This window comes from Amycolatopsis sp. NBC_01307, from assembly GCF_035975215.1.
Classification (GTDB): Bacteria; Actinomycetota; Actinomycetes; order Mycobacteriales; family Pseudonocardiaceae; genus Amycolatopsis.
This window is the reverse complement of the sequence record NZ_CP108403.1, coordinates 6763205-6785646: the sequence shown is the minus strand read 5'-3', so window position 1 is coordinate 6785646 and position 22442 is coordinate 6763205. Positions and strand designations below refer to the sequence as shown.

Genomic DNA, 22442 nt, shown 5'->3' with positions numbered 1-22442 from the left:
GTGGACCACGACATCCTCGCGTTGCTGGGTGACGTCCGCAGTGTCGCGGCGCGTCCGGCGTTCTCGATCGCCGAAGCCGACCACAGTGGACTGGCCGCGTACCGCACGTTGCGTCACGAGGCGTTCGTGGCGCGGCAGGGACTCTTCGCCGGGCACGACCTCGACGACCACGACACCGACCCGCGCACTCTGTTCCTGGTGGCGAGGGACGCAGCGGGCGAAGTACTCGGCGGCGTCCGTCTCGGCCCGGCGACCGACGGCCCGGACCTCGGCTGGTGGCAGGGCGGCCGCTTGGTCGTCGCCCCCGGCTCACCGGCCGGGATCGGCTCCGCGCTGGTCCGCGCGGCCTGCGCGCGAGCCGAAGCCGAGGGCGCACTGCGGTTCGAGGCGACCGTGCAGACGCGCACCGAGCGGCTGTTCACCCGGCTCGGCTGGCAGCGGGTGCGACCGGTGACCGTCGCCGGTCGCGACCACGTGCTGATGCGCTGGCCGATCGGCCGGATCGCTGCGCTGGCCCGCGCGACCAAGGCCGCGCTCGGCCCGTTGCTGCAGGGAATGACCGGCGTACCCGGCTTCGTCGGCGACGACGGCGTCCCGCTGCCGGGCACCGACGTCGTCGCGGCCTGCGACGCGATCATCCCGTCGATGGTCGAGCGCGACCCGGAATGGGCGGGCTGGTGCTCGGTCCTGGTCAACCTCAACGACCTCGCCGCGATGGGCGCGACACCGACCGGCTTGCTCGACGCGCTGGGTGCGCGTGACGCGTCCTTCGCCGCGCGAGTCCTCGGTGGACTGCGGAAGGCGAGCGAGGCGTACGGCGTCCCGGTGCTCGGCGGCCACACCCAGTTCGGCGTCCCGGCTTCGCTGTCGGTCACGGCGCTGGGCCGCACCACCGACCCGGTGCCCGGGGGCGGCGGCAAGCCGGGGGAGCGTGTGTGGCTCACCGCCGACCTCGCCGGCGGCTGGCGGCCCGGCTACACCGGACGTCAGTGGGACTCGACGAGCTTCCGCCGCACGCCCGAGCTGCGCGAACTGCTCGGCTCGGTCGCGAAGGCACGCCCGGCGGCGGCCAAGGACGTCTCGATGGCCGGCATCGCGGGCACCCTCGGCATGCTCGCCGAATCGTCCGGCTGCGGCGCGGTCCTGGACGTCGACAAGGTGCCACGGCCGCGCGGAGCGTCCACAGGGGACTGGCTGACCTGCTTCCCCGGCTTCGCGATGCTCACCACCGGCACGCCCGCGCCCGCGGGGCCGGCGGTCACCGCGGACTGCGGCGAACTGGTCGCGGGCACCGGCGTCACGCTGCGCTGGCCCGACGGCGAACGGACGCCCGCCATCGACGGCGGCGTCACCGGATTGGGGAACTCATGACGACACTCAGGATGGCCGCGGTCGCCGCGCCGTTCGACCGCGACCTCGAAGGCGACTTCGCGCGCATCGAGAAGCTGATCGGCGAGGCGAAGGCCGAGGGCGTGCGGCTGCTGGCGCTGCCGGAAGCGGCCCTCGGCGGCTATCTCGCCAACCTCGACGGCGGCGCCGAAGGCCCGCCCGCGCTGGCCGTCGACGGTCCGGAGGTGCAGCGGCTGGCCGCGCTGGCCGGCGACCTCGTCGTCACGGCGGGGTACTGCGAACTCGCCGGCGGCCGCCGCTACAACTCGGCCGTCTGCGTGACCGGCGACGGCGTCCTCGGAAACCACCGCAAGGTCCACCAGCCGCTGGCCGAAAACGCCAGTTACGGCGCCGGCCGCGGGTTCGCCGCGTTCGACACGCCGGTCGGGCGCCTGGGCATGATGATCTGTTACGACAAGGCTTTCCCCGAATCCGCGCGGGCGCTGGCGCTGGACGGCGCCGAGGTCGTCGTCTGCATGAGCGCCTGGCCCGGCAGCCGGACCAACGCGGCCGCCGACCTCGCGCAGGACCGCTGGAAACGGCGGTTCGACCTGTTCGACCGGGCCCGCGCGCTGGAGAACCAGATCGTCTGGGTCTCGGCCAACCAGTCCGGCACCTTCGGCGACCTGCGGTTCGTGGCCGGGGCGAAGATCGTCGACCCTGGCGGCGAGATCGTCGCGGACACCGGCATCGCCGAAGGGATGGCGATCGCCGAGATCGACGTCCAGGCCGCGCTGGCCACGGCGCGCCGGTCGATGGGGCACCTGGCGGACAGACGCCCGGACGCCTACCCCGTTAGTGTCCCGTGAATGGGGCAGATCCGGATCGCCGCCGTCGCCGCGCACTTCGGCCGCGACCTCGACTTCGACCTGCAGCGCATCGCGACGCTGATCGACCACGCGCGCTCGGCCGGCGCCGCGCTGCTGGTGCTGCCGGACGCGGCCCTCGGCGGTTACCTCGCCGACCTGCGCCATCCGGACCCGGAAGCGCTCCCGCCGGCCCTCGACCCCGACTGTCCGGAGCTGAAGACGATCCAGTCGCTCGCCGCGGAGATGGCGGTGTGCGTCGGTTACTGCGAAGCCGACGGGCCGCGGCGCTACAACTCCGCGGTGTGCGTCACGGGTGACGGCGTGCTCGGCCGGCACCGCAAGGTCCACCAGCCGCCGGGGGAGAGCATCGCGTACGAGCCGGGCGCCGAGTTCGCCGCGTTCGACACGCCGGTCGGGCGGCTGGGCATGCTGATCGACTACGACAAGACGTTCCCCGAGTCGGCCCGCTCGCTGGCGGTCGACGGTGCGGACATCGTCGCCTGCCTGAGCGCGTGGCCGACCAGCATCACCAACCGCGCGCCGCGGATGGCGCAGGACCGGCAGTCGCGGCTGTTCGACCTCTACGACCAGGCGCGGGCCGCGGAGAACCAGGTCGTGCTCGTGTCGTCCAACCAGACCGGCGCGATGGGCGGCATGCGGTTCCTCGGCCAGGCCAAGGTCGTCGGGCCGGGCGGCGAGATCCTCGCGCGGACCTGGTCCAAGGCCGGCATCGCGGTCGCCGAACTCGACGTCGAACAAGAACTCGCGAACGCCCGTCGCGTGCTGCACCACCTGGGGGAACGGAAACCCGAGGTCTACCGGGAGGCCTGATGCGCATCGCCCTGCTGAGCTACTCGACCAAACCCCGCGGCGGCGTCGTGCACACGCTCGCGCTGGCCGAAGCCCTCGCGGCGCTCGGCGAGGACGTCACGGTGTGGACGCTCGGCCGCGGCGGCGACGCCGGGTTCTTCCGGCCGGTCGATCCCGCTGTCCGATTGTCGATCGTGCCGTTCCCGGACGTCCCCGGCGAGAGCGTCGGCGCGCGGATCCTGCGCTCGATCGCGGTGCTGCGCGCGGCGTTCACGCCGGACGCGTACGACGTCGTGCACGCGCAGGACTGCATCAGCGCGAACGCCGTCGACGCTTGCGTCCGGACGATCCACCACCTCGACACCTTCACCACGCCGGAGCTGGCGGCCTGTCACGAACGCGCGATCGTCCGGCCGTACGCGCACGTCTGCGTGTCCGGGTCCGTGGCCGCCGAGGTGCGCGACGGCTGGGGCATCGAGGCGACAGTGATCCCCAACGGCGTCGACTACGACCGGTTCGTCAACGCCCGCCCGGATAGCGGCCGAGGACGTTATGTCTTGGCGGTGGGCGGAATCGAGCCGCGCAAGGGTTCGCTGGACCTGCTGGAGGCGTACGCGCTGCTGGCCGAACCGGACGTCCGCCTGGTCATCGCGGGCGGCGAGACGCTCTTCGACTACCGCGACTACCGCACCCGCTGGGAGAAACGCGCCGCCGAACTGGGCGTCGAGCCGGAGGTGCTGGGCCCGGTCGCGCACGACGAGCTGCCGTCGCTGATGGCGTCGGCCGCGGTGTTCGCCTTCCCGTCGACCAAGGAAGGTTTCGGGCTGGCCGCGATGGAGGCGCTGGCCGCCGGGGTGCCGGTGGTGACGCGGGACCTGCCCGTGCTGCGCGAAGTCTTCGGCGAGGTGGCCCGCTTCGCCGTCGACCCGCCCGGCTTCGCCCGGGAGCTGCGGACCGCGATGGCAGGGGTCGACCCGGCGCCGGGCCGCGCGCTGGCGCAGCGGTACACGTGGCCGGCGGCTGCGGAAGCGCACCGGACGTTCTACCGCTCCCTGCTCAGCGGCGGCGCTTGAAGTACGGCGCGGCGTCCACGCGGAACATCAGCGCGAACCCCGCCATCGACAAGCCCAGTACGAGCAGGAACGCCAGGCCCCGCACCAGGTCGCCGGTATCGCGGGCGGACGCGGCGAAGAGCGTGAACAGCTGCAGCACGACGTCGAGGATGCCCAGCGCGCCGGCGATCGCGAGCACGACGCGCGCCCACCCCGTACCGCGGAACACGCCGTACACCAGCGACGCCCACAGCCCGGCCGCGACCACGAACGCGAGCACCGCGACCGGCGTCGGCAACGTCGTCGCCAGCAACGCGTCGCGCTCCCCGGTCCCGCCGGCCCCGGCGCCCGGCGTGGCGTGCCCGCCCAGCAGCCGGCCGAGCAGCGAACCGAGGAACCAGCACGCCGTCGCTCCCCACCACGCGAAGGCCGCGCGCCGGACCGGTACGGGCGGCTCGGACATAACGGCAGCGTAGGCGCGGAAACCCGGGTAACGGGACCGCCGCGACCCGAACCGTTATGCACGCGGCGGAACACCGGGGTGCTATAAATCGCTACCCCAGGCGGGGCCGTGTGGTCGTAGGCGGCCGCGCCCGGTGCCGCTAGGGTGATCGCCTGCAAGGTGCCGCTGAACGGGAGAATCCGGTGACCGCCGACTCATCGTGGGATCCCCGCACCCGCTTGCGCGTGCTGCTGATCGAGGACGACGACGGCGACGCGCTGCTGGTCGACGAAATGCTCGCCGACACTTCCGTGCCGGTCGCGCTCGAACGCGTCGAGACCCTGTCCGCCGCCCTGGCCGCGCCGCTGACCGCCGACTGCGTCCTGCTCGACCTCCAGCTGCCCGACGCGATGGGGCTCGGCGGGCTCACCCGCCTCGCCCAGCACGCGCCCGGCGTCGCGGTCGTCGTGCTGACCGGCCAGCACGACCAGGCCACCGGCGTCGCCGCGGTCGCCGCCGGCGCCCAGGACTACCTCGTCAAGGACCAGGTCGACGGGCCGCTGCTGGTGAAGGCCCTGCGCTTCGCCCGCGAACGCAAGCGCGCCGAGCAGGTCGAGCAGCAGTTCCTCCAGCAGCAGCTGCTCGCCCGTGAGAACGCGCGGCTCGAGCGCGGCCTGCTGCCCAGCCCGCTGCTGCGCGACCCGCACCTGGAACTGGCCTCCCGCTACCGGCCCGGCCGCAACGGCTCCCTGCTCGGCGGCGATTTCTACGACGCCATCGAGCTCACCGACGGCAGTCTCAACATGATCATCGGCGACGTCTGCGGCCACGGCCCGGACGAGGCCGCGCTCGGCGTCGCGCTGCGGATCGCGTGGCGCTCGCTGGTGATGGCCGGCCTGCCGATGCCCGACGTGCTCAGCATGGTTGAGCGGGTCTTGGTGCACGAGCGGATCGAGCCGCTGTTCGCGACGGTCTGCATGGTCGTCGTCGCGCCGGACCGAAGATCCCTGCGCCTGTCGCTGGCGGGGCACCTGCCGCCGCTGCTGCTCACCCCCGGCGACGGGCACCTGCTCTCCGGCGAACGCCTCGGCGTCCCGCTCGGCGTCGTCGAGGGCACGAAATGGGAGGCCCTCGACGTGCCGCTGGACCCCGGCTGGTCACTGCTGCTCTACACCGACGGCGTGTTCGAAGGCCGCGTTGGCGCCGGGTCCGAACGGCTCGGCCACGAGCGGATGGCCGAGCTCGTGCTCGACATCCGCCACCAGGACGGCCTCCACGGCCGCGCCCTCCTCGACGAACTGATCGCCCGCGCCGAACGCCTCAACTCCGGCCCGCTGGACGACGACGTCGCCCTCGCCCTGCTCAACCACATCCCCGGGGAGACCAGCCGATGACCGGGACCGTGCGCGGCTGGCCGATCCGCCGCTGGCTGACCCTGCTCGCCATGACCGAGGCCGTGCTGCTGCTCGCGGCCCTGGCCGGCGGCGGGATCGCGTTGAGCAACCTCACCGACGCCCGCAACCGCCTGCTCGACGTCATCGGCTCCCAGCGGCTCGCCGCCATCCAGCTGTCGACGGCCATGCTGAACCAGGAGACCGGCGTCCGCGGCTACCAGCTCGGCCGGCAGCCGGACTTCCTCACGCCCTACACCGACGGCGTCCGCTCGCAGGCCGACGCCGTCAGCCAGCTGCGGCAGCTCGGGGCTACGCCGGGCACGCAGATCGGCGACGACCTCGACCGCGTGCTGCGAGCCGCGTCGGCCTGGCAGGCGACGATCGCGCCCACCATCACCCCGGCCGCGCCGGCGGTCACCCCGGCGCAGGCCGACCGCAGCCGGACCCAGTTCGACGCCGTGCGCGGCGCCCTCGACGCCCAGGCCGCCCACCTCACGACGCTGCGCGGCGAGGGCCGCGCCGACCTCGACAGCGCGGCGAACTTCCTGACCGCGATGCTCATAGCCGTCGCCGTGCTCATCGTGCTGTTGTTCGTCCTGCTGTTCCTGGGGCTGCGGCGCGTCATCACGCGGCCCATCCTGCGGCTGGCCGGCGAGGTCCGGCACGTCGCCGACCAGGACATCCACCGCCCGGTCCGCGGTGACGGGCCGATCGAGCTCGTCCAGCTCGGCAGCGACGTCGAGGCCATGCGGCAGCGGATCCTCGACGAGGTGGCCGAGCTGGAGCGGGCGCACGCGCTCCTGGACCGGCGGACGCACGAGCTGGAGAGGTCCAACGCCGACCTGGAGCAGTTCGCGTACGTCGCTTCGCACGACCTTCAGGAGCCGCTGAGGAAGGTGGCCAGCTTCTGCCAGCTGCTGCAACGGCGGTACGCGGGCCTGCTCGACGAGCGCGGCGAGCAGTACATCGAGTACGCCGTCGATGGCGCCAAGCGTATGCAGGGCCTGATCAACGACCTCCTGTCGTTCTCCCGTGTCGGCCGGAAGCCGGGGGAGCACGCCGTGGTCCCCGCGGGCGAGCTGGTCGACGGCGCGCTCGCGAACCTCGAAGTCGCCCTCTCGCTCAACCGCGGCAAGGTGACCTACGACGACCTGCCCGAGGTCCGCGTCGAGCCGGCGCTGCTGACGGCCGTCTTCCAGAACCTCATCGGCAACGCGCTGAAGTTCCACGGCGAGGTGCCGCCGGAGGTGCGCGTCACCGCCGACCGCGACGGCGACGACTGGGTGTTCGCGGTGCGGGACAACGGGATCGGCATCGAAGCCGAGTACGCCGACCGGGTCTTCGCGTTGTTCCAGCGGCTGCACTCCCGCAGCGCCTACCCGGGCACGGGCATCGGGCTGGCCATGTGCCGCCGGATCGTCGAGTACCACGGCGGCCGGATCTGGCTCGATACCGAGGCCGGTGACGAGGGTGCCACCTTCCGCTTCACCCTGCCCGCGCGGCTCGAGCGCGGCGCCGAGGAAAACGAGGACGCATGACCGAGGCCCTGCCCCCGATCGACATCCTGCTCGTCGAGGACGATCCCGGCGACGTGCTGATGACCCAGGAAGCGTTCGAGCACCACAAGATCCGCAACGCCCTGCACGTCGCGAGCGACGGCGTCGAAGCGCTTCGCTTCCTGCACCGCGAGGGCCCGTTCGCCGACGCGCCGCGGCCGGGGCTGATCCTGCTCGACCTCAACCTGCCCCGCAAGGACGGGCGCGAGGTCCTCGGCGAGATCAAGCAGGACCCGGCGCTGCGGACCATCCCGGTGGTCGTACTGACGACGTCGGAGGCGGAGGAGGACATCCTGCGCAGCTACGACCTGCACGCCAACGCCTACGTCACCAAGCCGGTCGACTTCGAGAAGTTCGTCGAGGTGGTCCGGCAGATCGACGACTTCTGGGTCACCGTGGTGCAGTTGCCGCACCGCTGACGCGGGCGTTGGCGCCGGGGCGCGGATTGGGGCACGATAAGTGGCCGTGAGCCCTTCACCCCGGGATCTCCCCGCCACCGAGCTGGCGGCCACGCTCGACTGGCGCGGCCAGGCCGCCGTGCTCCGCGTGGCGGGCGAAATCGACCTGCTCAGCGCACCGGACTTCGAGGAAGTCGTCGACACCGTGCTCGCCGAAGGCCCCGAAGTGCTGGTGGTCGACCTGCGAGCGGTGACGTTCTTCTGTTCGGCGGGCCTGCAGGTGCTCGCGGCCGCGCATCGCAAACTGGCGGAGCACGCGTTGCGGGTGGTCAGTGATTCGCCGGTGACGTCGGGACCGCTGACGACCACCGGGCTCGACACGTGGATCGGCGTCCACCCGACGGTCGACGAAGCCCTCCGGAAGTGACGGGCACCGCGAGCCCCGGGCCGGGCAGAAAGGCGAACCCGATGCACGAATCCGCCGGGTCGGCGGCCCCGTTCCGCTGTCACGGCGTCGCCGCCGCACCCGAGGCGTTGCGGCGCCTGCGGCACGACCTCACGGCTTGGGTCTTGGCCGCGGGCGTCGAGCCGTCCCGGGCCCAGGACATCGCGCTGGCGAGCTACGAGGCGCTGGCCAACGTGGCCGACCACGCGTACCACGGCTCGGGCTCCGGCCTGGTCGACCTCGACGCCGCGATCCACGCCGACCGCGTAGAGGTGGTCATCACGGACCACGGCCAGTGGCGCACGCCGGTCCCCGATCCCCGCCCGGTTTCGTTGCGGGGCCGGGGGTTGATGTTGCTGCGGGCGAGCGCAGACCGGGCGGACATCGCGTCCGGTGAGGACGGGACTGTGGTGACACTAGCCTGGGATCTGGACCCAGTGCGTCCATAACTCTCCGTCTTTCGCCCGATCGTGTGATGAACGGGTGTTCGATCCTGAGCTAGTGTTCGTGGTGTGGACAACGACCGGATGTGGCAGGCCGACGCGGCGGCATTAGCTGACCGCGTCGATGAGTTGGTGACCCGGATCCGTTGTGCGGAAGCGGAACTGGGCGCGGTGCTGGTCGAGATCGAGCACCGCGGCGTAGACGAGCTGTTCGGATACCGTTCAGTGGCGCGCTTTCTGGTAGACCGGGCGGACATTTCCGCTGGTGTGGCAGGAAAGCTGATGCGGCGGGCGCGAGAGTTGAACGCGGATCCCGCGCTGGCCCCTGCCACCGCCGCGGCGGCCCGGGAAGGCCGGCTGAGCAACCCGGCGATCAACACGATCCTCGACACGGTGCGTCAGATCCCAGGCGAGCATCGAGCGGATGTCGAACGCGAACTGGTGACGCTGGCCCGGACCACGGGCCGAAGACAGGTGGCCGTGTTGGGCGCGCACCTGCTCTGCCGCTTCACCCCGGACGCCACGTCTCCGCCGACTCCCGAGCGCCAGTTGTCGTTGCGGCGCAAGAGAACTGGCGTCTGGGAGCTACGCGGCCGATTCGACGACGAGACCGGCACTCGAGCCCATGCAATGCTGGATTCCCTGACCGAGCGCCGATCCGACGACCCCCGCTCTCCGAGGGAACGTTTCGGCGACGCGTTCTCGGACGTGATCGACCTGGCTCTGAATTCCCTCGAACTCCCGCGCCAGTCCGGCCGGCGAGCCCCCACGCGGGTGACGGTATCCATCGCGGACCGGAAAACCGGCACTGGCTCGAGATATCTGGACGACGCAGGCGAGATCCCGGCAGCGGATGCCCTGGTCCACGCGTGTGACGGCAGCACCATCTCCGCAGTACTGGACGGCGAGAGCGAGTCCCAGGACCCGGGCCGCCTCCGGCGCCTGATGACGGCGGGACTTCGCCGAGCCCTGCACTTGCGTGGCCGAGGCTGCGCGTTCGGTGGTTGCCACCGCCCACCCCGCCAGTGCCAGGGCCACCACATCCGACAGCAGTCCGAGGACGGCCTGGCGAGCTGGGAAAGTCCAGTCCAGCTGTGCGGTTACCACCACCGTCTGCTGCACGGGTTGGGCTGGCAGATCCACATCACCCCGGACGGTCTAGCGGAGTCCGCCCCATCGGCATCCCCCGACCGGCGCCGAAAACCCGAGCACAACAACGTCGACAGCCCGCTGCCCAGGGCGGCTTGATCGGCGGTGGGTTCCCGAACGTGGACGGTCCCAGGCCGACCAGCGAACCGCACCGCGCCAGCAGTCGCTCGCCGGCTTCGACGTCACCGTCCGGACTGATTCGAGGTACACGGCAGTCGACCTTCCGCGCCCTGAACAGCAAGACGGGCTCGCGGCCAACCTGGCCACGAGCCCGTCAAGCACCAAAACTACCGATGTGCCACGGCCCCGGTCTTCGGGTCGAGCGTCAGCTTCGACGCCTGAGGCCACCAGAAGTTGAACATGTTGGACATCGAGTTCGCCCGTGAATCGTACGAGCTGTCGCCGATGCGACCGGCGAACCAGTTGTCCTCGATGAACTTCAGTACCGAGGTCTGGTCCGTCAGTGTGTGGTCGACGTGGTTCACCTTGCTGTACGGGGAAATCACCATCAGGGGGAGCCGCGGGCCGTAGCCGCAGCGGTCCGCGTAGCCGCCCAGTGTCGTCTTCTTCGCCGTGCAGACGGCCTGGTCCTGCGAAGCGTCGTGAGAACCGTTGATCACCGGGGACGAGACGTGGTCGTACCAGCCGTCCGAGTCGTCGTACGCCAGGACGATCGCCGTCGAGCGCCAGTCGGGGGACTGCTGGATCTTGTTGACTTCGCTGACCACGAACTGCTGCTCGTCCAGCGGGTCCGAGTAGCCCGCGTGACCGTCCTGGTACTCCGGGGCCTTCAGGAAACTCACCGCGGGCATCGAGCCGGCCTGCAGGGAGTCGTTGAAGTCCGCGATGTCGTACTGGTGGTTCGCCCGGTCCGTCTGGCCGATGGCCTGGACCGACGACGGCGGCAGGTGCTTCGGGTTAGCCGTCGACGGGTAGTACTGGAACGGCTCGTGGTGCGGGCTGTAGTCCACCGCCGCCGCGCCGCCGATGTTGGCGTGCGTGGTGCCGCAGACCGCGTAACCGTTGGCCGAACCGGTCGGGCGGAAGCCGCCCTGGAACCAGCCCCACGTCACGTGGCGCTGGTTGAGCAGGTCGCCGACGTTGCGGCCGTGCATCGTGGCCAGGTTGTCCGTGCTCGTGTGGTTCTTGTCCGAGCAGTCGTCCCAGGCCGGGTCCGGGTCGTTGATCATCGTGCCGACGCCGTTCGCGTCCGGCGACTGGACCGCGTAGGCGTCGCTGACCGGCTCGTGCGTCACCGGGTTCACGGCCTGGACGCCGTGCGTGTTGCCCGAGACGAGGTTGATCGCGCCCGGGGTCGACGGTCCGAAGTTCGCGTCGAACGAGTTGTCGTTCAGCGAGTAGTGCTGCGCGTAGTTCCACATGCCGGTGACGGTGTTGCCGTCGAAGTAGTCCATCACCAGGCCGGGCTCGCCGAACAGCACGGGCTGGCCGGTGCACTTGTCCGTCTCGGTCTTCTCGACGAACTTGTCCATCTTGCCGCCGTTGAAGGCGGCCTGCTCCGCGCCGTAGTTGTGGTTCTGGTCGCAGGTCAGCGCCTGCTCGTGCGTGAGTCGCTTCGGGTTGTACGCGTTCGGGTTGTCGGTCAGCAGCTTGTGGTCCAGGCCGTTGACCTTCGGGGTGTTGCGCGCGGCCTGGAACGGCGTGCCGTCCGTGTTCGCCGCGTTCGGGTAGGTGCCGAAGTAGTGGTCGAAGGCGATGTTCTCGCCGAAGATGACCACGACGTGCTTGATCGGCGTCGAGGTGGGGATCCGCTGCGCCGGGTACGGGTGCAGCGGCTGGGCTTCCGCGGTGGTCGCCGCGGAACCGGTGGCGACGGCCAGCACGGCGACCGAGGCGAGTGCCCCGGCGCCGAGCAGGCCGCGTCGCCGCCGGCGGGGTCGGGTGTCCACTTCGGATTCCTCCTGGTGTTTCGTGGTGGTGGGGAACGGTGTCAGGTCAGTAATGCTCGGCCGTAGTGGTCGTCCGGGCCTGTGACGCCCGGCAGCGCGAAGAAGTAGCCGCCGCCGAACGGGGAGATGTAGTCGGTCAGCGGCTCGTCGGCCAGCCGGGTCTGGACCGCCTCGAACTGGCGCTCCAGGTCCTGCTGGTAGCAGACGAACATCAGGCCCATGTCGAGGTTGCCGTTGCTGTCGACGCCGCGGTCGTAGTTCACGGCGCGCCGCAGGATCCGGCTGTTGTCGGTCTCGGGGGTGCGCGGGTTGGCCTTGCGGATGTGGCTGGTCAGCGGGATCACCGTGCCGATCGGGTCGTCGGCGTAGCGAGGGACATCCTTCTCGTCGGTGCCGTCGAGCGGCGCGCCCGTGTCGCGACGGCGGCCGAACATGTTCTCCTGCTCGGCCAGTGAAACCCGGTCCCAGAACTCCACCAGCATCCGGATCAGCCGGACGACCTGGTAGCTGCCGCCCGCGGCCCACGCCGGTTCGCCGGCCCCGGTCGTCCACAAGAGGCTGTCCAGATCGGACCCTTCCGGGTTCGCGGTGCCGTCCTTGAAACCCATCAGGTTCCGCGGCGTGCCGGACGGCCGCGGCGGCGAACTGAAGCCGTTCAGCCGCCAGCGCAGCTGCATGCCGCCGCGGGTGGCGCGGGCGATGTCGCGCAGGGCGTGCAGCACCGTGTCGTTGGCGTTCGCCGAAAGCGTCAGGCTCAGGTCGCCGTGGCACTGCGCCGGGTCGAGGGCGTCGTTCGGGAACGTCGTCATCGGCTTCAGCTTGGCGGGCTTGAGCTTCGCCAGGCCGTAGCGGTCGTCGAACAGTGACGATCCGACGCCGAGGATCACGCCCAGTTCGCCGCCCGGCACGACCGGGCCGAGTACTCCGGAGTCGGCGGGCGGGCCCGTGATGCCGAGCGCGGCCGGCGCGCCGCCGCCGGTGAGGAACCGGGTCCGGTCGGTGATGGCGCGGAACAGGTCGGTCAGCTCGGCCTTCGACTCCGCGACGACATCGAATGAGGCGACGACCGTCTGGGTCGGGGGCTGCCGCAGGATCGCGGCCTGGTTGGCGCCGTGAAAGGGAACGGGCGACGTTCTGTCGGTGACGGCGGCGGACGCCCCGAGCCCGGCCCCGGCAGCCACGGTCAGGCCGGCGCCCATCGCGGCCCGGCGCAGGAACGAACGCCGAGGCAGGCCACCGGCCGGGTGCGGCACGGGACAGCGAGGCTGGTCGGTCACAGGACCCTCCTCGGTTCGGCGCCGGCGGTGATCGGTGTCGGCAGGCCACCGGCCGAGTGCGGCACGGGACACCGAGGTTGGTCGGTCACGAGACCCTCCCCGGTTCCACACGGGCGGTGAGTCGGTGCCGGCGGCCGGGCGAGGACGGGACGGCGAGGTTGGTCGGTCACACGACCCTCCTCGGTTCGGCGCCGGCAGTGGTCGGCGCCGGCGGGACCGCGGAGGTGGGGTGCGGCGCGGGACAGCGAGGCTGGTGGGTCATGAGACCCTCCTCGGCTCGGCTATCGCTGCTATCGGGGCCAGAAGCTCCGTCAGCTCGCTCACGTCGGCGTTGAGCTTCTGTCGCTGCTTCACGTCCAGCTGGGCCAGCGGGGTCCAGGTCCCGTCGGGGCGATGCGCGGCGTCCAGCGTTGTCTGTGTGCGGGTCAGCCAGCTGTCCAGCTTGGACAGCTGCTGGTAGCGCGGTGTGAGGAGCGGGCGCAGGACGTCTAGTACAGCTCGGGTGCCGTCCAGGTTGGCGCGGGCGGTGGCCAGGTTGGTGCCGCTGCCGTAGTCCGTGCGGCCCGTCAGTTCGAACTGCAGCGTGTTCTCCATGATCTCGTGCGCGCGCAGGGCTAGGTCGTTGCCGTCGACCTGGCTGTCGGCGAACGACGTCTGCAGTGCGTGGGCGTCCGTGTCCAGCTGGTCGGCGACGCCGGCGAGCGCGCCCAGGTCCTCGCCGTGCCAGAGGCCGGACTCCAGGCGGTGGAAGCCGGTGAAGCCTTCGTCGCTCGTGCCGCCGGGGAGGCCGTCCGCGGTGCCGTTGAGTGCGCCGTCCGTGTCGCCGAACGCGTCGTATGCGGCGCCCAGGCGCTCGTACGTCAGGTGTGCGGTCAGCCAGGCCGTCTCGCTCGCCGTGCGGTCGCCGCCGTGGACGGCGTTCTTCAGCGCGCCCGTGTTCGCGACCAGCTCGCCCAGGCCGGTGGTGACGTGTGCCTGGTACGCCTTGAGCGGGCCGAGCAGGTCGTTGTGCGTCACCGGCGCTACCCCCGGGCCGGTCCGGTCGGCTCCGCCGCTGATCTGCGCGGTCGGCCCGACGATCGCGCCCGCGTCCTCGGGCAGGCAGCGGAACGCGTAGCTGCCGTTGCCCAGGTTGACCTGCAGCGGCCGGGTGGTCGCCGGGCCCAGTCCCTCGATCTCGCCGTAGATCACGCCGGTGGCGGGGTCGATCAGGTCGACCTCGGCGGTCACCGAGCCGGTGTTGTGCACGCGGAACGTCTGCGGGCCCGGCTTCGGGGCCGCCCAGCCGGTGCCGCACGTCGAGCGCGACACGGCGATCTCCGGGTCCTGCGCCTCGGCGTCGCGCGGCCAGAACGCGACGACCGCGCCCGCCACGACGGCGAGGGCGACCACCGCCACGATCCAGCGGGTACGCACTGACCCCGGCACGCGCGCTCTCCCGTCACTCGATCGGACCATTCCCGGTCACGGATCATGCGAGCCTAACGCCCGTAAAACCACTACGGAGGCCGTCGGGAGGAGGAAATTCACCGGGGCTTCAGCGGCACGCTCCCGAAAAGGGGAGGATTCAGACGTTTTACTGTGCCTGTTGTGTCGTTTTGGTCCGATAAGTCGGGGTTACGCAAGTGGGGTGCCGGTCTGCGGGAGCGTCGGCAGCGGTGTGCCCTGCGGTTCCCAGCGTGACCGTGGCCTTCGTGCGGCTTTCCCTGCGCGGTTTCGGTGTTGACGCCTGCGCCTTTCACTCATTCCCGGGTGAAAGGTGCAGGCGCGGGAAAGTCCGCGTAGGGCTCGGATTCGCGGACGACCTGTTCGGAACCACTCGCTTTCCGTTCAAGCCATCGGCGAGCCTTTCCCGTCTTGAAGGAAACAACTGCCGGGCGTTTACGGGAAGCGGATCACTGCGATGCCGGCCAGTACGAAGAACACCAGGATCACGAGGGTGCTCGTCTGCCCGCCGGACGAGCGGGTCACGACCTGGTCGACCGTGCCCGTCAGCCGCACTCCGCATTCGGCGACCACCGTGTGCGGGCCCGCCTCGATCCGGGTGAACTGGACCGGTGCGGTGAAGGCGCCGGTGCTGTCGGTGTAGGCGGAGCCGACCTCGGCGCCGTCGGCCATCAGCGTCACCATCCGGCCGGGCTCGCAGCCCCTCCCGGACGCCGACAGCTCGTCGCCCGGCTGAACGCTTGGCCGATCCAGGACCAGCTCGCCCGGCTTCGGCGTGGTGCTGGTGGTCGTCGGGGCGCCGGGCGTGGTCGGCGTCGTTGACGTCGGCGGTGCGCTGGTGGTCGTGGTCGTGGGCGGGGTAGTGGTCGTCGTTGGCGGGGTCGTGGTGGGGGTCCCGGGCTTCGAGGGCTTGGTTGTCACGGGCGGCGGCGTGACCGGTGTCGTGGTCGGTGGTGGTGGCGGGGTCGTGGTGGTCGTGCCGGTCACGGTGAACCGGCTGCCCGCGCTCAACGGCCCGCCGGTGCGGGCGTTGGTGCACGTGCCGGTGACGGGGTAGGTGCCGGGCTGCGCGCCGCCGGGCACCTTGGCCGCGACCGTGCCGCTCGTGGTCTGCAGGGTGGCCGGGGTCGACCACATCGGCGTGCCGTTCCAGGAAAAGGTGACCGCGCCTTTGCAGGGGTAGAAACTCCAGGAAATGGTGAACGAGCTTCCGGCCGGTCCGCTCGACGGTTTCAAACCAACCGAAGAAGTGTATTGTGCGTTGGCGTTGGACGCGAACACGACCAGGAGCAACGCTCCGGTCACCGCGCCGAAAAACAACCGAACCACGTAACGCATCGGAACGTCCTCCCCAGGTGTGTGCTCGCTGTAGCATCCCGGACCAACTGGATTACGCAAGTAGGGGATGCCCAATGGGACGTGTCATCGCGGCGGGGGTTGCGTTGGGTTTGTGCGCGGTGCTGCTCGGCGCACCGGCCGCCTCGGCGGAGTCGGGTTCGCTCGGACTGCAGGTGTCGATCGACGATCGGCCGATCGCGGACGCCACCGTGCCGATCGACCCGGCGAGCCAGGTCAAGCTCGAGGTCGTGGCCACCAACACCGGCAACGCGCCGGTGAAGGTCCGCAGCGTGCGGGTGTCCGGCGTCGCCCTCGCGCTCACCTTCTTCGCCTACGACACGACGGCGCCGTTCGAGGTGCCGGCGCGCGGCAGCGCGACGCGGACGTTCGTGCTCGACCTCGGCGACCTGTCCGGGCAGGCGACGGGGCTGCTGCCGTCGTCGGTCGAGCTGCTCGACGCCGGGCGCGTGACGCTCGGCGAGGCGACCACGGTCGCCGACGTCCGGGGCTCGTTCTGGTCGGTCTACGGCGTCTTCGGCCTGGCGATGCTCGTGCTCACGATCCTGGCCTGGCTGACGGCGCTGCTCGCGCTGGCCCGCCACCGCCTGGCCGCCAACCGCTGGCGCCGCGGCCTGCGGTTCCTGCCCGCCGGGTTCGGCACCGGCCTGGTCGCGGTGATCACGCTGTCCGTGCTGCGGCTGGTCCCGCCGGAACCGGCGATCGAGATCCCGGTGGTGCTCGGCGCCGCGGCGATCGCGTTCCTGCTCGGCTACCTGACGCCCAACCCGGTGAAACCGGCCCCCGAGCCCGAGTACGAAACGGTCGGTGACCAGACCGTCCGGATGCGCGTGCCCGCCACCCGGGACCTCGGCCGATGAGCGCACCGGCGGACCTGATCGCCGCGCTCCCGCAGTACGACATCGGCGCCGAGATCGGCGAAGGCGGCATGGGTGTCGTGTTCGCCGGGACGCACCGGACGCTGGGCCGCAGCGTCGCGATCAAGCAGCTGCCCTGGGACGTGCTCAACCACGCCGCGAGCAGTGAGCTGTTCGACCGCGAGGCCCGCGTGCTGGCCAGCCTGGACCACCCGCACATCGTGCCGGTGTACGACTACGTCCGCACCGGTCGCGAACACCTGCTGGTGATGGAACGGCTCGACGGCGGCACCGTGCACAGCCGGTTCCACGGCGGTGGCGTCAGCGGCGAGCAGGCGTGCGCGATCGGCCTGGCGATGCTCGCCGGGCTGCACGCGGCACACCGGGCGGGTGTGCTGCACCTCGACGTCAAGCCGCGGAACCTGCTCTTCAGCACGCAGGGCGTGATGAAGGTGGCCGACTTCGGCATCGCGCGCGTCATCAGCGAAGGCGCCACGCTCGTCACGCACGGCGGCGAGATCCTCGGCACCCCGGCCTACATCGCGCCGGAGCAGGCGATGGGCAACGCGCTGAGCCCGGCGGCCGACGTCTACGCGGCCGGCACGGTGCTCTACGAACTGCTGTCCCGGCAGCTGCCGTTCGACAACACGCGCGGCGCGATCAGCATGATGCGCCAGCACATGTTCACCGACCCGCGGCCGATCGCGGGGGTGCCGATGCCCATCGCGGGCGTGATCATGCGCAGCCTCGCCCGCGAACCCGAGTCACGCTACCGGGAGGCCGAGGCGTTCGCGGCCGACCTGGCCGGCGCCGCCACCGCCGTCTACGGCCCGGGCTGGCTCGAACGCGCCGGCGTGCCGGTGCTGCACCTGACGCCGCGGGTGATCTCCGGGCTCAACTCGCCGACCGCGCCGGCCCCGCCGGCAGACGCCCGGACGCGGCCGGTCCAGCGGCCCGCGCCGGACCCGACGTTGTCCGCCACGCGCATTCCGCAGCAGCAGCCCGTGCCCGAAGAAGCGACGCCGTCGTCGGCGGCGACGCTGTGGTTCCGGCTCGCCGCGGCCGCCGCGCTCATCGCGCTGGTCGTGCTCGCGCTGCTCACCCCGGAACGGCTGCCGCACCAGGCGTCGCCCACGCTGAAACTGGGCGACGCGCCCGTGTCGGCGCCGGTCGAGGTGGACCTGAGCAAGCCGCTGACGGTGACCGGCCCCGGCAACCCCGGCCGGATCGCGCTCGACCTGACCGCCGCCGGGATCCCGCTCGGCTCCGCCGAGACGACGGCGAAGGCCGCCGGCAACGGCTTCACCGCCCAGCTCGAGCTGCCGGGCCTGGCGCGGTGGATCGTCGGCGGCGCGGTCACCGCGACCATCCAGACCGGGACCGTCACCCAGACGTTCACCCTGCTCACCTCGCAGCACCCGCTGGCCAGCGCGATGGGCGCGGGCAGCCTCATCCTGGCGCTGTTCGCGCTCGCCTACCTGGAGTCGGTGCTGCGGAACGTCCGCAACGGCCACCGCGGGCGGGGCGCGCTGGTCGCCGGGCCGGTGCTCGGCGTGCTGTTCGGCGCCGCGGTGTGGCTGTGTGTGTCGGTGCTGCGCGTGCACGAACCGGCCGCGGGGTTCGGCGCCGGGTGCGCGGTGGCGGGCGCCGTCGCGGCCGGGTTCGTCGTCGCGGCGGCCCGGCGCAAGTCCACTGTGGCTAGTCGATCAGTGGCTAGTCGATCATCCGGACGGTGACGTTCGGGCTGTAGGTCTTGCGCCGGCTCCACCCGAGCTCGGCGCACAGGCTCAGCTGGATCGAACGGTCGGCGGGCGCCCAGTAGCCGGTGCGGACGAAGTAGCCCTCCATCGTGCTGAGCGCGCCGAGGCTCTTGCGGGCCGAGCACATCTCCCAGCCCCACTGGCGCCCGGACTTCTCGACGCCGTTGCGGCGCACGGACAGGCGCGGGTTGCCGACCGCGCGGATGTCGGCGTCGCCCTGCGCGACGTAGACGACGCCGTCGATCTTGTAGAACCGGTTGTTGTCGAGCAGGGTCACCTGGCCGGAGAGGGTGACTTCGACCCGGCCGCCGTCGTCGCCGGTGAGTGTCCAATCGAGACAGTATTCCTGGAGTGGGAGTTCCAGCGACTGGGTCATGGTGCCTTTCCCCTGTTCTGGCCGTGGCGTCCCTTCCAGAAGATAGGGATTTTCCGGACGCCGGGAAGAGGTGGGGAAGATCTTCACCCGAAGCGGTTCCGGGCCGTCGAATGCCGTGCCACGCATGGGTTTTCAGGCGAGTGGGTGACGGTGGACACGGGACGTGAGAACCGGTCCCACCTCGGAGTGGTGTGGCCCCGCCGCCGGGGTGCCCGGTGCGGACGGTCACCGGCGAAGTCACGGTCCGGAGTCGAAGGTAAAGGAACCATTACCTTCGGCCGGGCGTTGTCAGGGCATGAGCGAGCCCACCGTCATCGAGCTCGGCCCGCGTGACCTGCTCGTCGTCGCCGGGCTGCCCGGCGCGGGCAAGACCACCATGCTCCGCCACGCGGCCGAGGGGCTGCCGGTGCTCGACTCCGACCAGGTCCGGGCGCGGCTGGCGACGGTGCTGCCGGACGCGGTGCCCTACCGCTGGTACCGGCCGCTCGTGCACGCGGGGCACCGGCTGCGGATCGTCGGGCGGGCCATCTCCGCCGACGGGCCGCTCGTCGTCCACGAGCCTTCGACGCGGGCGTCGACCCGCGCACTGCTCGCCGTCGTCGGGAGGCTGACCGGGCGTTCGATGCGGCTGCTGTTCGTCGACGCCACCGCCGAGCAGGCCCTGGCGGGCCAGCGCAGCCGGGGCCGGATGGTGCGGCCGCGCTCGTTCGACCGGCACGTCCGCCGCACCGGGAAGTGGCGGGCGGAGCTGCTCGCCGCCCGGGTGCCGCCCGGCTGGCGCAGCGTCCAGGTGGTCGACCGCGCCGGCGCGAAGCGCACCCGCCTGGTGGCCCGGCTGTTGGTCGCTTGCTGACGAGTTGGTCTGGACATTTCACTCAGTGGTCTAGACAATATGGTTCTCCGCGGTGCTACCGCGTCCCCACTGGAGGACCCGATGAGGCGTTCCAGATTCTCCGCAGCACTCGCCGCCCTCGCGCTGGCGCTCTCCGGCCTGGTGGCCGGCGGAGGCACCGCCGACGCGGCCAACCTGCTCACCAACCCCGGTTTCGAGGCCGGCTCGCTGTCGGGCTGGACGTGCTCGGGTGGCACGGCCGTGACGACGCCGGTGCACTCCGGCGGCTACGCGCTGGCCGCCACCCCGGCCGGCTCCGACTACGCCCAGTGCGCGCAGACGGTGTCCGTGCTGCCGAACACGACCTACACCGTGTCCGCGTGGGTCCGCGGCAACCCGGTCTACCTCGGCATCACCGGCGGCGCGTCGACCTGGTCGGGCAACGCGGGCGCCTACAACCAGCTTTCACTGTCGTTCACCACGACCGCGAGCCAGACGTCGGCCCAGCTCTACCTGCACGGCTGGTACGGCGCGGGCACCTACTACGCCGACGACGTCGTCCTCGACGGTCCCGGTGGCAGCACTCCGGGCACCCCAGGCGCGCCCGGGGCGCCGGCGGTCGGCGCCGTCACGACCTCCTCGATCGCCCTGAGCTGGGGCGCGAGCGCGGGCACCGTCACCGGCTACCGCGTCTACGAAGGCAGCACGCTCCGTACGACCGTCACCGGAACGAGTGCCACCCTCACGGGGCTGACGGCCTGCTCGACGCACAGCTACACCGTCGCCGCGTACAACACCGCCGGCGAGTCGCCGCGCACCGCCGCGGCCACCGGCAGCACCACCGGCTGCGTCGACACGGGGCTGCCCAAGCACTCCCTGATCGGCTACCTGCACGCGAGCTTCGCGAACGGCTCCGGGTACGTCCGGATGGCGGACGTCCCGGCGGCCTGGGACATCATCGACCTGTCCTTCGGCGAGCCGACGTCGGTGACCTCCGGCGACATCCGCTTCAACCGCTGCTCGGTCACCGAGTGCCCGAACGTCGAGAGCGACGCCGACTTCATCGCCGCGATCCGCGCGAAGCAGGCGCAGGGCAAGAAGGTGCTGATCTCCATCGGCGGCCAGAACGGCCAGGTCCAGCTGACCACGACCGCCGCGCGCGACACCTTCGTCAGCTCCGTCTCGGCGATCATCGACAAGTACGGCCTCAACGGCCTCGACGTCGACTTCGAAGGCCACTCGCTCTCGCTCAACGCCGGCGACACGGACTTCCACTACCCGACGACGCCGTCGATCGTCAACCTGATCTCCGCGCTGAAGTCGCTGAAAGCCAAGTACGGCGCGGGTTTCGTGCTGACGATGGCGCCGGAGACGTTCTTCGTCCAGGTCGGCTACCAGTTCTACGGCGGCTCGGGCGGCGGTGACGCGCGGACCGGCGCGTACCTGCCGGTGATCAACGCGCTGCGCGACTCGCTGACCGTGCTGCACGTCCAGGACTACAACTCCGGCCCGGTGATGGGCCTGGACAACCAGTACCACAACATGGGCGCGGCGGACTTCCCGATCGCGATGGGCGACATGCTCAAGGCCGGTTTCAGCGTGGCGAACACCGGTCAGTTCTTCCCGGGGCTGCGGCCGGACCAGATCGCGGTCGGGCTGCCGGCGGCGGTCAGCGCCGGCAACGGGTACCTCGCGCCGTCCGTCGTCCAGACGGCGGTGACCTGCCTGGCAAAGGGCACCGGCTGCGGCTCGTACACGCTGCGCGGCGGTGCGTCGCCGGCGTTGCGCGGGCTGATGACGTGGTCGATCAACTGGGACAAGTACTACAACTGGGAGTTCCAGAACAGCCACGAGCCGTTCCTGAACGCCCTGCCGTGACGCGTCGCGGTGTGCCCCGCCTCCGGGTGGGGCACACTGCCTGACGTGGTGAGACCGGCCCACGGCGAGTCCGTGATTTCGCGCGTCGTTCGCGTCTTCGAGACGTTCGGGCCGGACACGCCGGCGCTGCGCGTGTCCGACGTCGCGCGGCGCGCGGGCCTGCACGTCGCGACGGCGTCGAGGCTGATCGACGAGTTGGTCGGGCACGGCTGGCTGCGGCGTGACCCCGACCGGCAGGTCCGGGTGGGTGTCCGATTGTGGGAGCTGGCGTCGCGCGCGTCGCCGACGCTCGGGCTGCGCGAAGCGGCGCTGCCGTTCATGGAGGACCTGCACGCCGTCGTCGGGCACCACACCCAGCTCGCGGTGCTGGAGGACCGCGAGGTGCTGTTCGTCGAGCGGCTTTCGGCGCCCGGCGCGGTTGTCAACGTGACGCGGGTGGCCGGGCGGCTGCCGCTGCACGCGTCGTCGTCCGGGCTCGTGCTGCTCGCCCACGCCCCCGCCGAGCTGCGGGAAGAGGTGCTGGCCGGGCCGCTTCCGGCGTACCGCCGCACCACGCTCACCGAGCCCGCGCGGCTGCGGCGGTTCCTCGCCGACGTCCGGCGCGACGGCTACGCGTACTGCGCGGGCTTCATCGACGAGGAGACGACCGGCATCGCCGTGCCGCTGCGCGGGCCGGCCGGCGACGTCGTCGCGGCGCTGTCGGTGATCGTGCCCACCGGCCGGAACGCCCGGATGCAGATCCCGGCCCTGCTCGCCGCGGCGCGCGGTATTTCGCGGACAATCTCTCAATGAATGAGAATGGCCTGGTGTGACGCGTGCTCTCGGCGTCATCCTCGGGGTTCAGCCGTCGAAAGGACGTTCCG

At 71.4% G+C, this 22442-nt stretch carries 21 protein-coding genes; 15 read left to right on the top strand and 6 right to left on the bottom strand.

Annotated features, from left to right (window positions below; all coding sequences use genetic code 11):
* Genes OG439_RS29165 through OG439_RS29150 form a run of 4 tightly spaced genes read left to right on the top strand, consistent with a single transcriptional unit; the run spans position 1 to position 4081 of the window.
* The gene (locus tag OG439_RS29165; protein WP_326943995.1) at positions 1–1371 is read left to right on the top strand and encodes an MSMEG_0567/sll0787 family protein; all 1371 of its coding nucleotides are present in this window, start codon (positions 1–3) and stop codon (positions 1369–1371) included.
* Complete coding sequence (locus OG439_RS29160) at positions 1368–2198, top strand: carbon-nitrogen hydrolase family protein (RefSeq protein ID WP_326943994.1); 831 nt, start codon at positions 1368–1370, stop codon at positions 2196–2198. Before OG439_RS29165 ends, OG439_RS29160 begins: the two co-directional genes overlap by 4 nt.
* Positions 2199–3029, top strand: a complete 831-nt coding sequence (locus tag OG439_RS29155) for a carbon-nitrogen hydrolase family protein (RefSeq protein ID WP_326943993.1) — start codon at positions 2199–2201, stop codon at positions 3027–3029.
* Positions 3029–4081, top strand: a complete 1053-nt coding sequence (locus OG439_RS29150) for an MSMEG_0565 family glycosyltransferase (protein ID WP_326943992.1) — start codon at positions 3029–3031, stop codon at positions 4079–4081. The genes OG439_RS29155 and OG439_RS29150 overlap by 1 nt, the downstream gene beginning before the upstream one ends.
* Here the strand turns inward: OG439_RS29150 and OG439_RS29145 are convergent.
* Positions 4065–4523, bottom strand: a complete 459-nt coding sequence (locus OG439_RS29145) for a hypothetical protein (RefSeq protein ID WP_326943991.1) — start codon at positions 4521–4523, stop codon at positions 4065–4067. The two genes, OG439_RS29150 and OG439_RS29145, sit on opposite strands and share 17 nt — an antisense overlap.
* 182 nt (positions 4524–4705) lie before the next feature.
* On the opposite strand from OG439_RS29145, the gene OG439_RS29140 reads away from it, so the two are divergent.
* From OG439_RS29140 to OG439_RS29115, 6 genes are all read left to right on the top strand, one after another.
* Positions 4706–5896 (top strand): PP2C family protein-serine/threonine phosphatase, encoded by a 1191-nt coding sequence (locus tag OG439_RS29140; protein ID WP_326943990.1) that lies wholly within the window; start codon positions 4706–4708, stop codon positions 5894–5896.
* Positions 5893–7434 carry a sensor histidine kinase gene (locus tag OG439_RS29135; protein ID WP_326943989.1) on the top strand — a complete coding sequence of 514 codons (1542 nt, stop codon included), beginning with the start codon at positions 5893–5895 and terminating at the stop codon, positions 7432–7434. The genes OG439_RS29140 and OG439_RS29135 overlap by 4 nt, the downstream gene beginning before the upstream one ends.
* On the top strand, positions 7431–7871 hold the full coding sequence (locus tag OG439_RS29130; protein ID WP_247056788.1) for a response regulator: 441 nt from the start codon (positions 7431–7433) through the stop codon (positions 7869–7871). Before OG439_RS29135 ends, OG439_RS29130 begins: the two co-directional genes overlap by 4 nt.
* Before the next feature lie 46 nt (positions 7872–7917).
* Positions 7918–8277, top strand: a complete 360-nt coding sequence (locus tag OG439_RS29125) for an STAS domain-containing protein (RefSeq protein WP_247056786.1) — start codon at positions 7918–7920, stop codon at positions 8275–8277.
* 41 nt (positions 8278–8318) lie between these two features.
* The gene (locus tag OG439_RS29120) at positions 8319–8744 is read left to right on the top strand and encodes an ATP-binding protein (RefSeq protein WP_326943988.1); all 426 of its coding nucleotides are present in this window, start codon (positions 8319–8321) and stop codon (positions 8742–8744) included.
* Positions 8745–8807: 63 nt separating this feature from the next.
* On the top strand, positions 8808–9986 hold the full coding sequence (locus OG439_RS29115; protein WP_326943987.1) for an HNH endonuclease signature motif containing protein: 1179 nt from the start codon (positions 8808–8810) through the stop codon (positions 9984–9986).
* 188 nt (positions 9987–10174) lie between these two features.
* Here OG439_RS29115 and OG439_RS29110 read toward each other — a convergent pair whose 3' ends face one another.
* The 4 genes from OG439_RS29110 to OG439_RS29095 all read right to left on the bottom strand — a co-directional run bounded on the left by OG439_RS29110 (position 10175) and on the right by OG439_RS29095 (position 15858).
* Positions 10175–11797 (bottom strand): phospholipase C, encoded by a 1623-nt coding sequence (locus tag OG439_RS29110; RefSeq protein WP_326943986.1) that lies wholly within the window; start codon positions 11795–11797, stop codon positions 10175–10177.
* 41 nt (positions 11798–11838) lie between these two features.
* On the bottom strand, positions 11839–12996 hold the full coding sequence (locus OG439_RS29105; RefSeq protein WP_326951642.1) for a Dyp-type peroxidase: 1158 nt from the start codon (positions 12994–12996) through the stop codon (positions 11839–11841).
* Between the two features lie 336 nt (positions 12997–13332).
* Entirely contained in the window at positions 13333–14490 is a 1158-nt protein-coding gene (locus tag OG439_RS29100) for an EfeM/EfeO family lipoprotein (RefSeq protein ID WP_326951641.1), read from the bottom strand.
* 465 nt (positions 14491–14955) lie between these two features.
* Positions 14956–15858, bottom strand: a complete 903-nt coding sequence (locus tag OG439_RS29095) for a hypothetical protein (protein WP_326943985.1) — start codon at positions 15856–15858, stop codon at positions 14956–14958.
* A gap of 74 nt (positions 15859–15932) precedes the next feature.
* On the opposite strand from OG439_RS29095, the gene OG439_RS29090 reads away from it, so the two are divergent.
* Positions 15933–16736: a hypothetical protein gene (locus OG439_RS29090; RefSeq protein WP_247056774.1), complete on the top strand. Its 804-nt coding sequence runs from the start codon at positions 15933–15935 to the stop codon at positions 16734–16736.
* Positions 16733–18469: a serine/threonine-protein kinase gene (locus tag OG439_RS29085; RefSeq protein WP_326943984.1), complete on the top strand. Its 1737-nt coding sequence runs from the start codon at positions 16733–16735 to the stop codon at positions 18467–18469. Before OG439_RS29090 ends, OG439_RS29085 begins: the two co-directional genes overlap by 4 nt.
* Here the strand turns inward: OG439_RS29085 and OG439_RS29080 are convergent.
* Positions 18447–18869: a hypothetical protein gene (locus tag OG439_RS29080; protein WP_326943983.1), complete on the bottom strand. Its 423-nt coding sequence runs from the start codon at positions 18867–18869 to the stop codon at positions 18447–18449. The genes OG439_RS29085 and OG439_RS29080 overlap by 23 nt on opposite strands.
* A 295-nt stretch (positions 18870–19164) precedes the next feature.
* Between OG439_RS29080 and OG439_RS29075 the strand changes: the two genes are divergently transcribed.
* The 3 genes from OG439_RS29075 to OG439_RS29065 all read left to right on the top strand — a co-directional run bounded on the left by OG439_RS29075 (position 19165) and on the right by OG439_RS29065 (position 22371).
* Complete coding sequence (locus tag OG439_RS29075; RefSeq protein ID WP_326943982.1) at positions 19165–19722, top strand: AAA family ATPase; 558 nt, start codon at positions 19165–19167, stop codon at positions 19720–19722.
* 81 nt (positions 19723–19803) lie between these two features.
* On the top strand, positions 19804–21579 hold the full coding sequence (locus tag OG439_RS29070; protein ID WP_326943981.1) for a chitinase: 1776 nt from the start codon (positions 19804–19806) through the stop codon (positions 21577–21579).
* Positions 21580–21627: 48 nt separating this feature from the next.
* Positions 21628–22371, top strand: a complete 744-nt coding sequence (locus OG439_RS29065) for an IclR family transcriptional regulator (protein ID WP_326951640.1) — start codon at positions 21628–21630, stop codon at positions 22369–22371.
* The last annotated feature ends 71 nt before the right edge of the window (positions 22372–22442 follow it).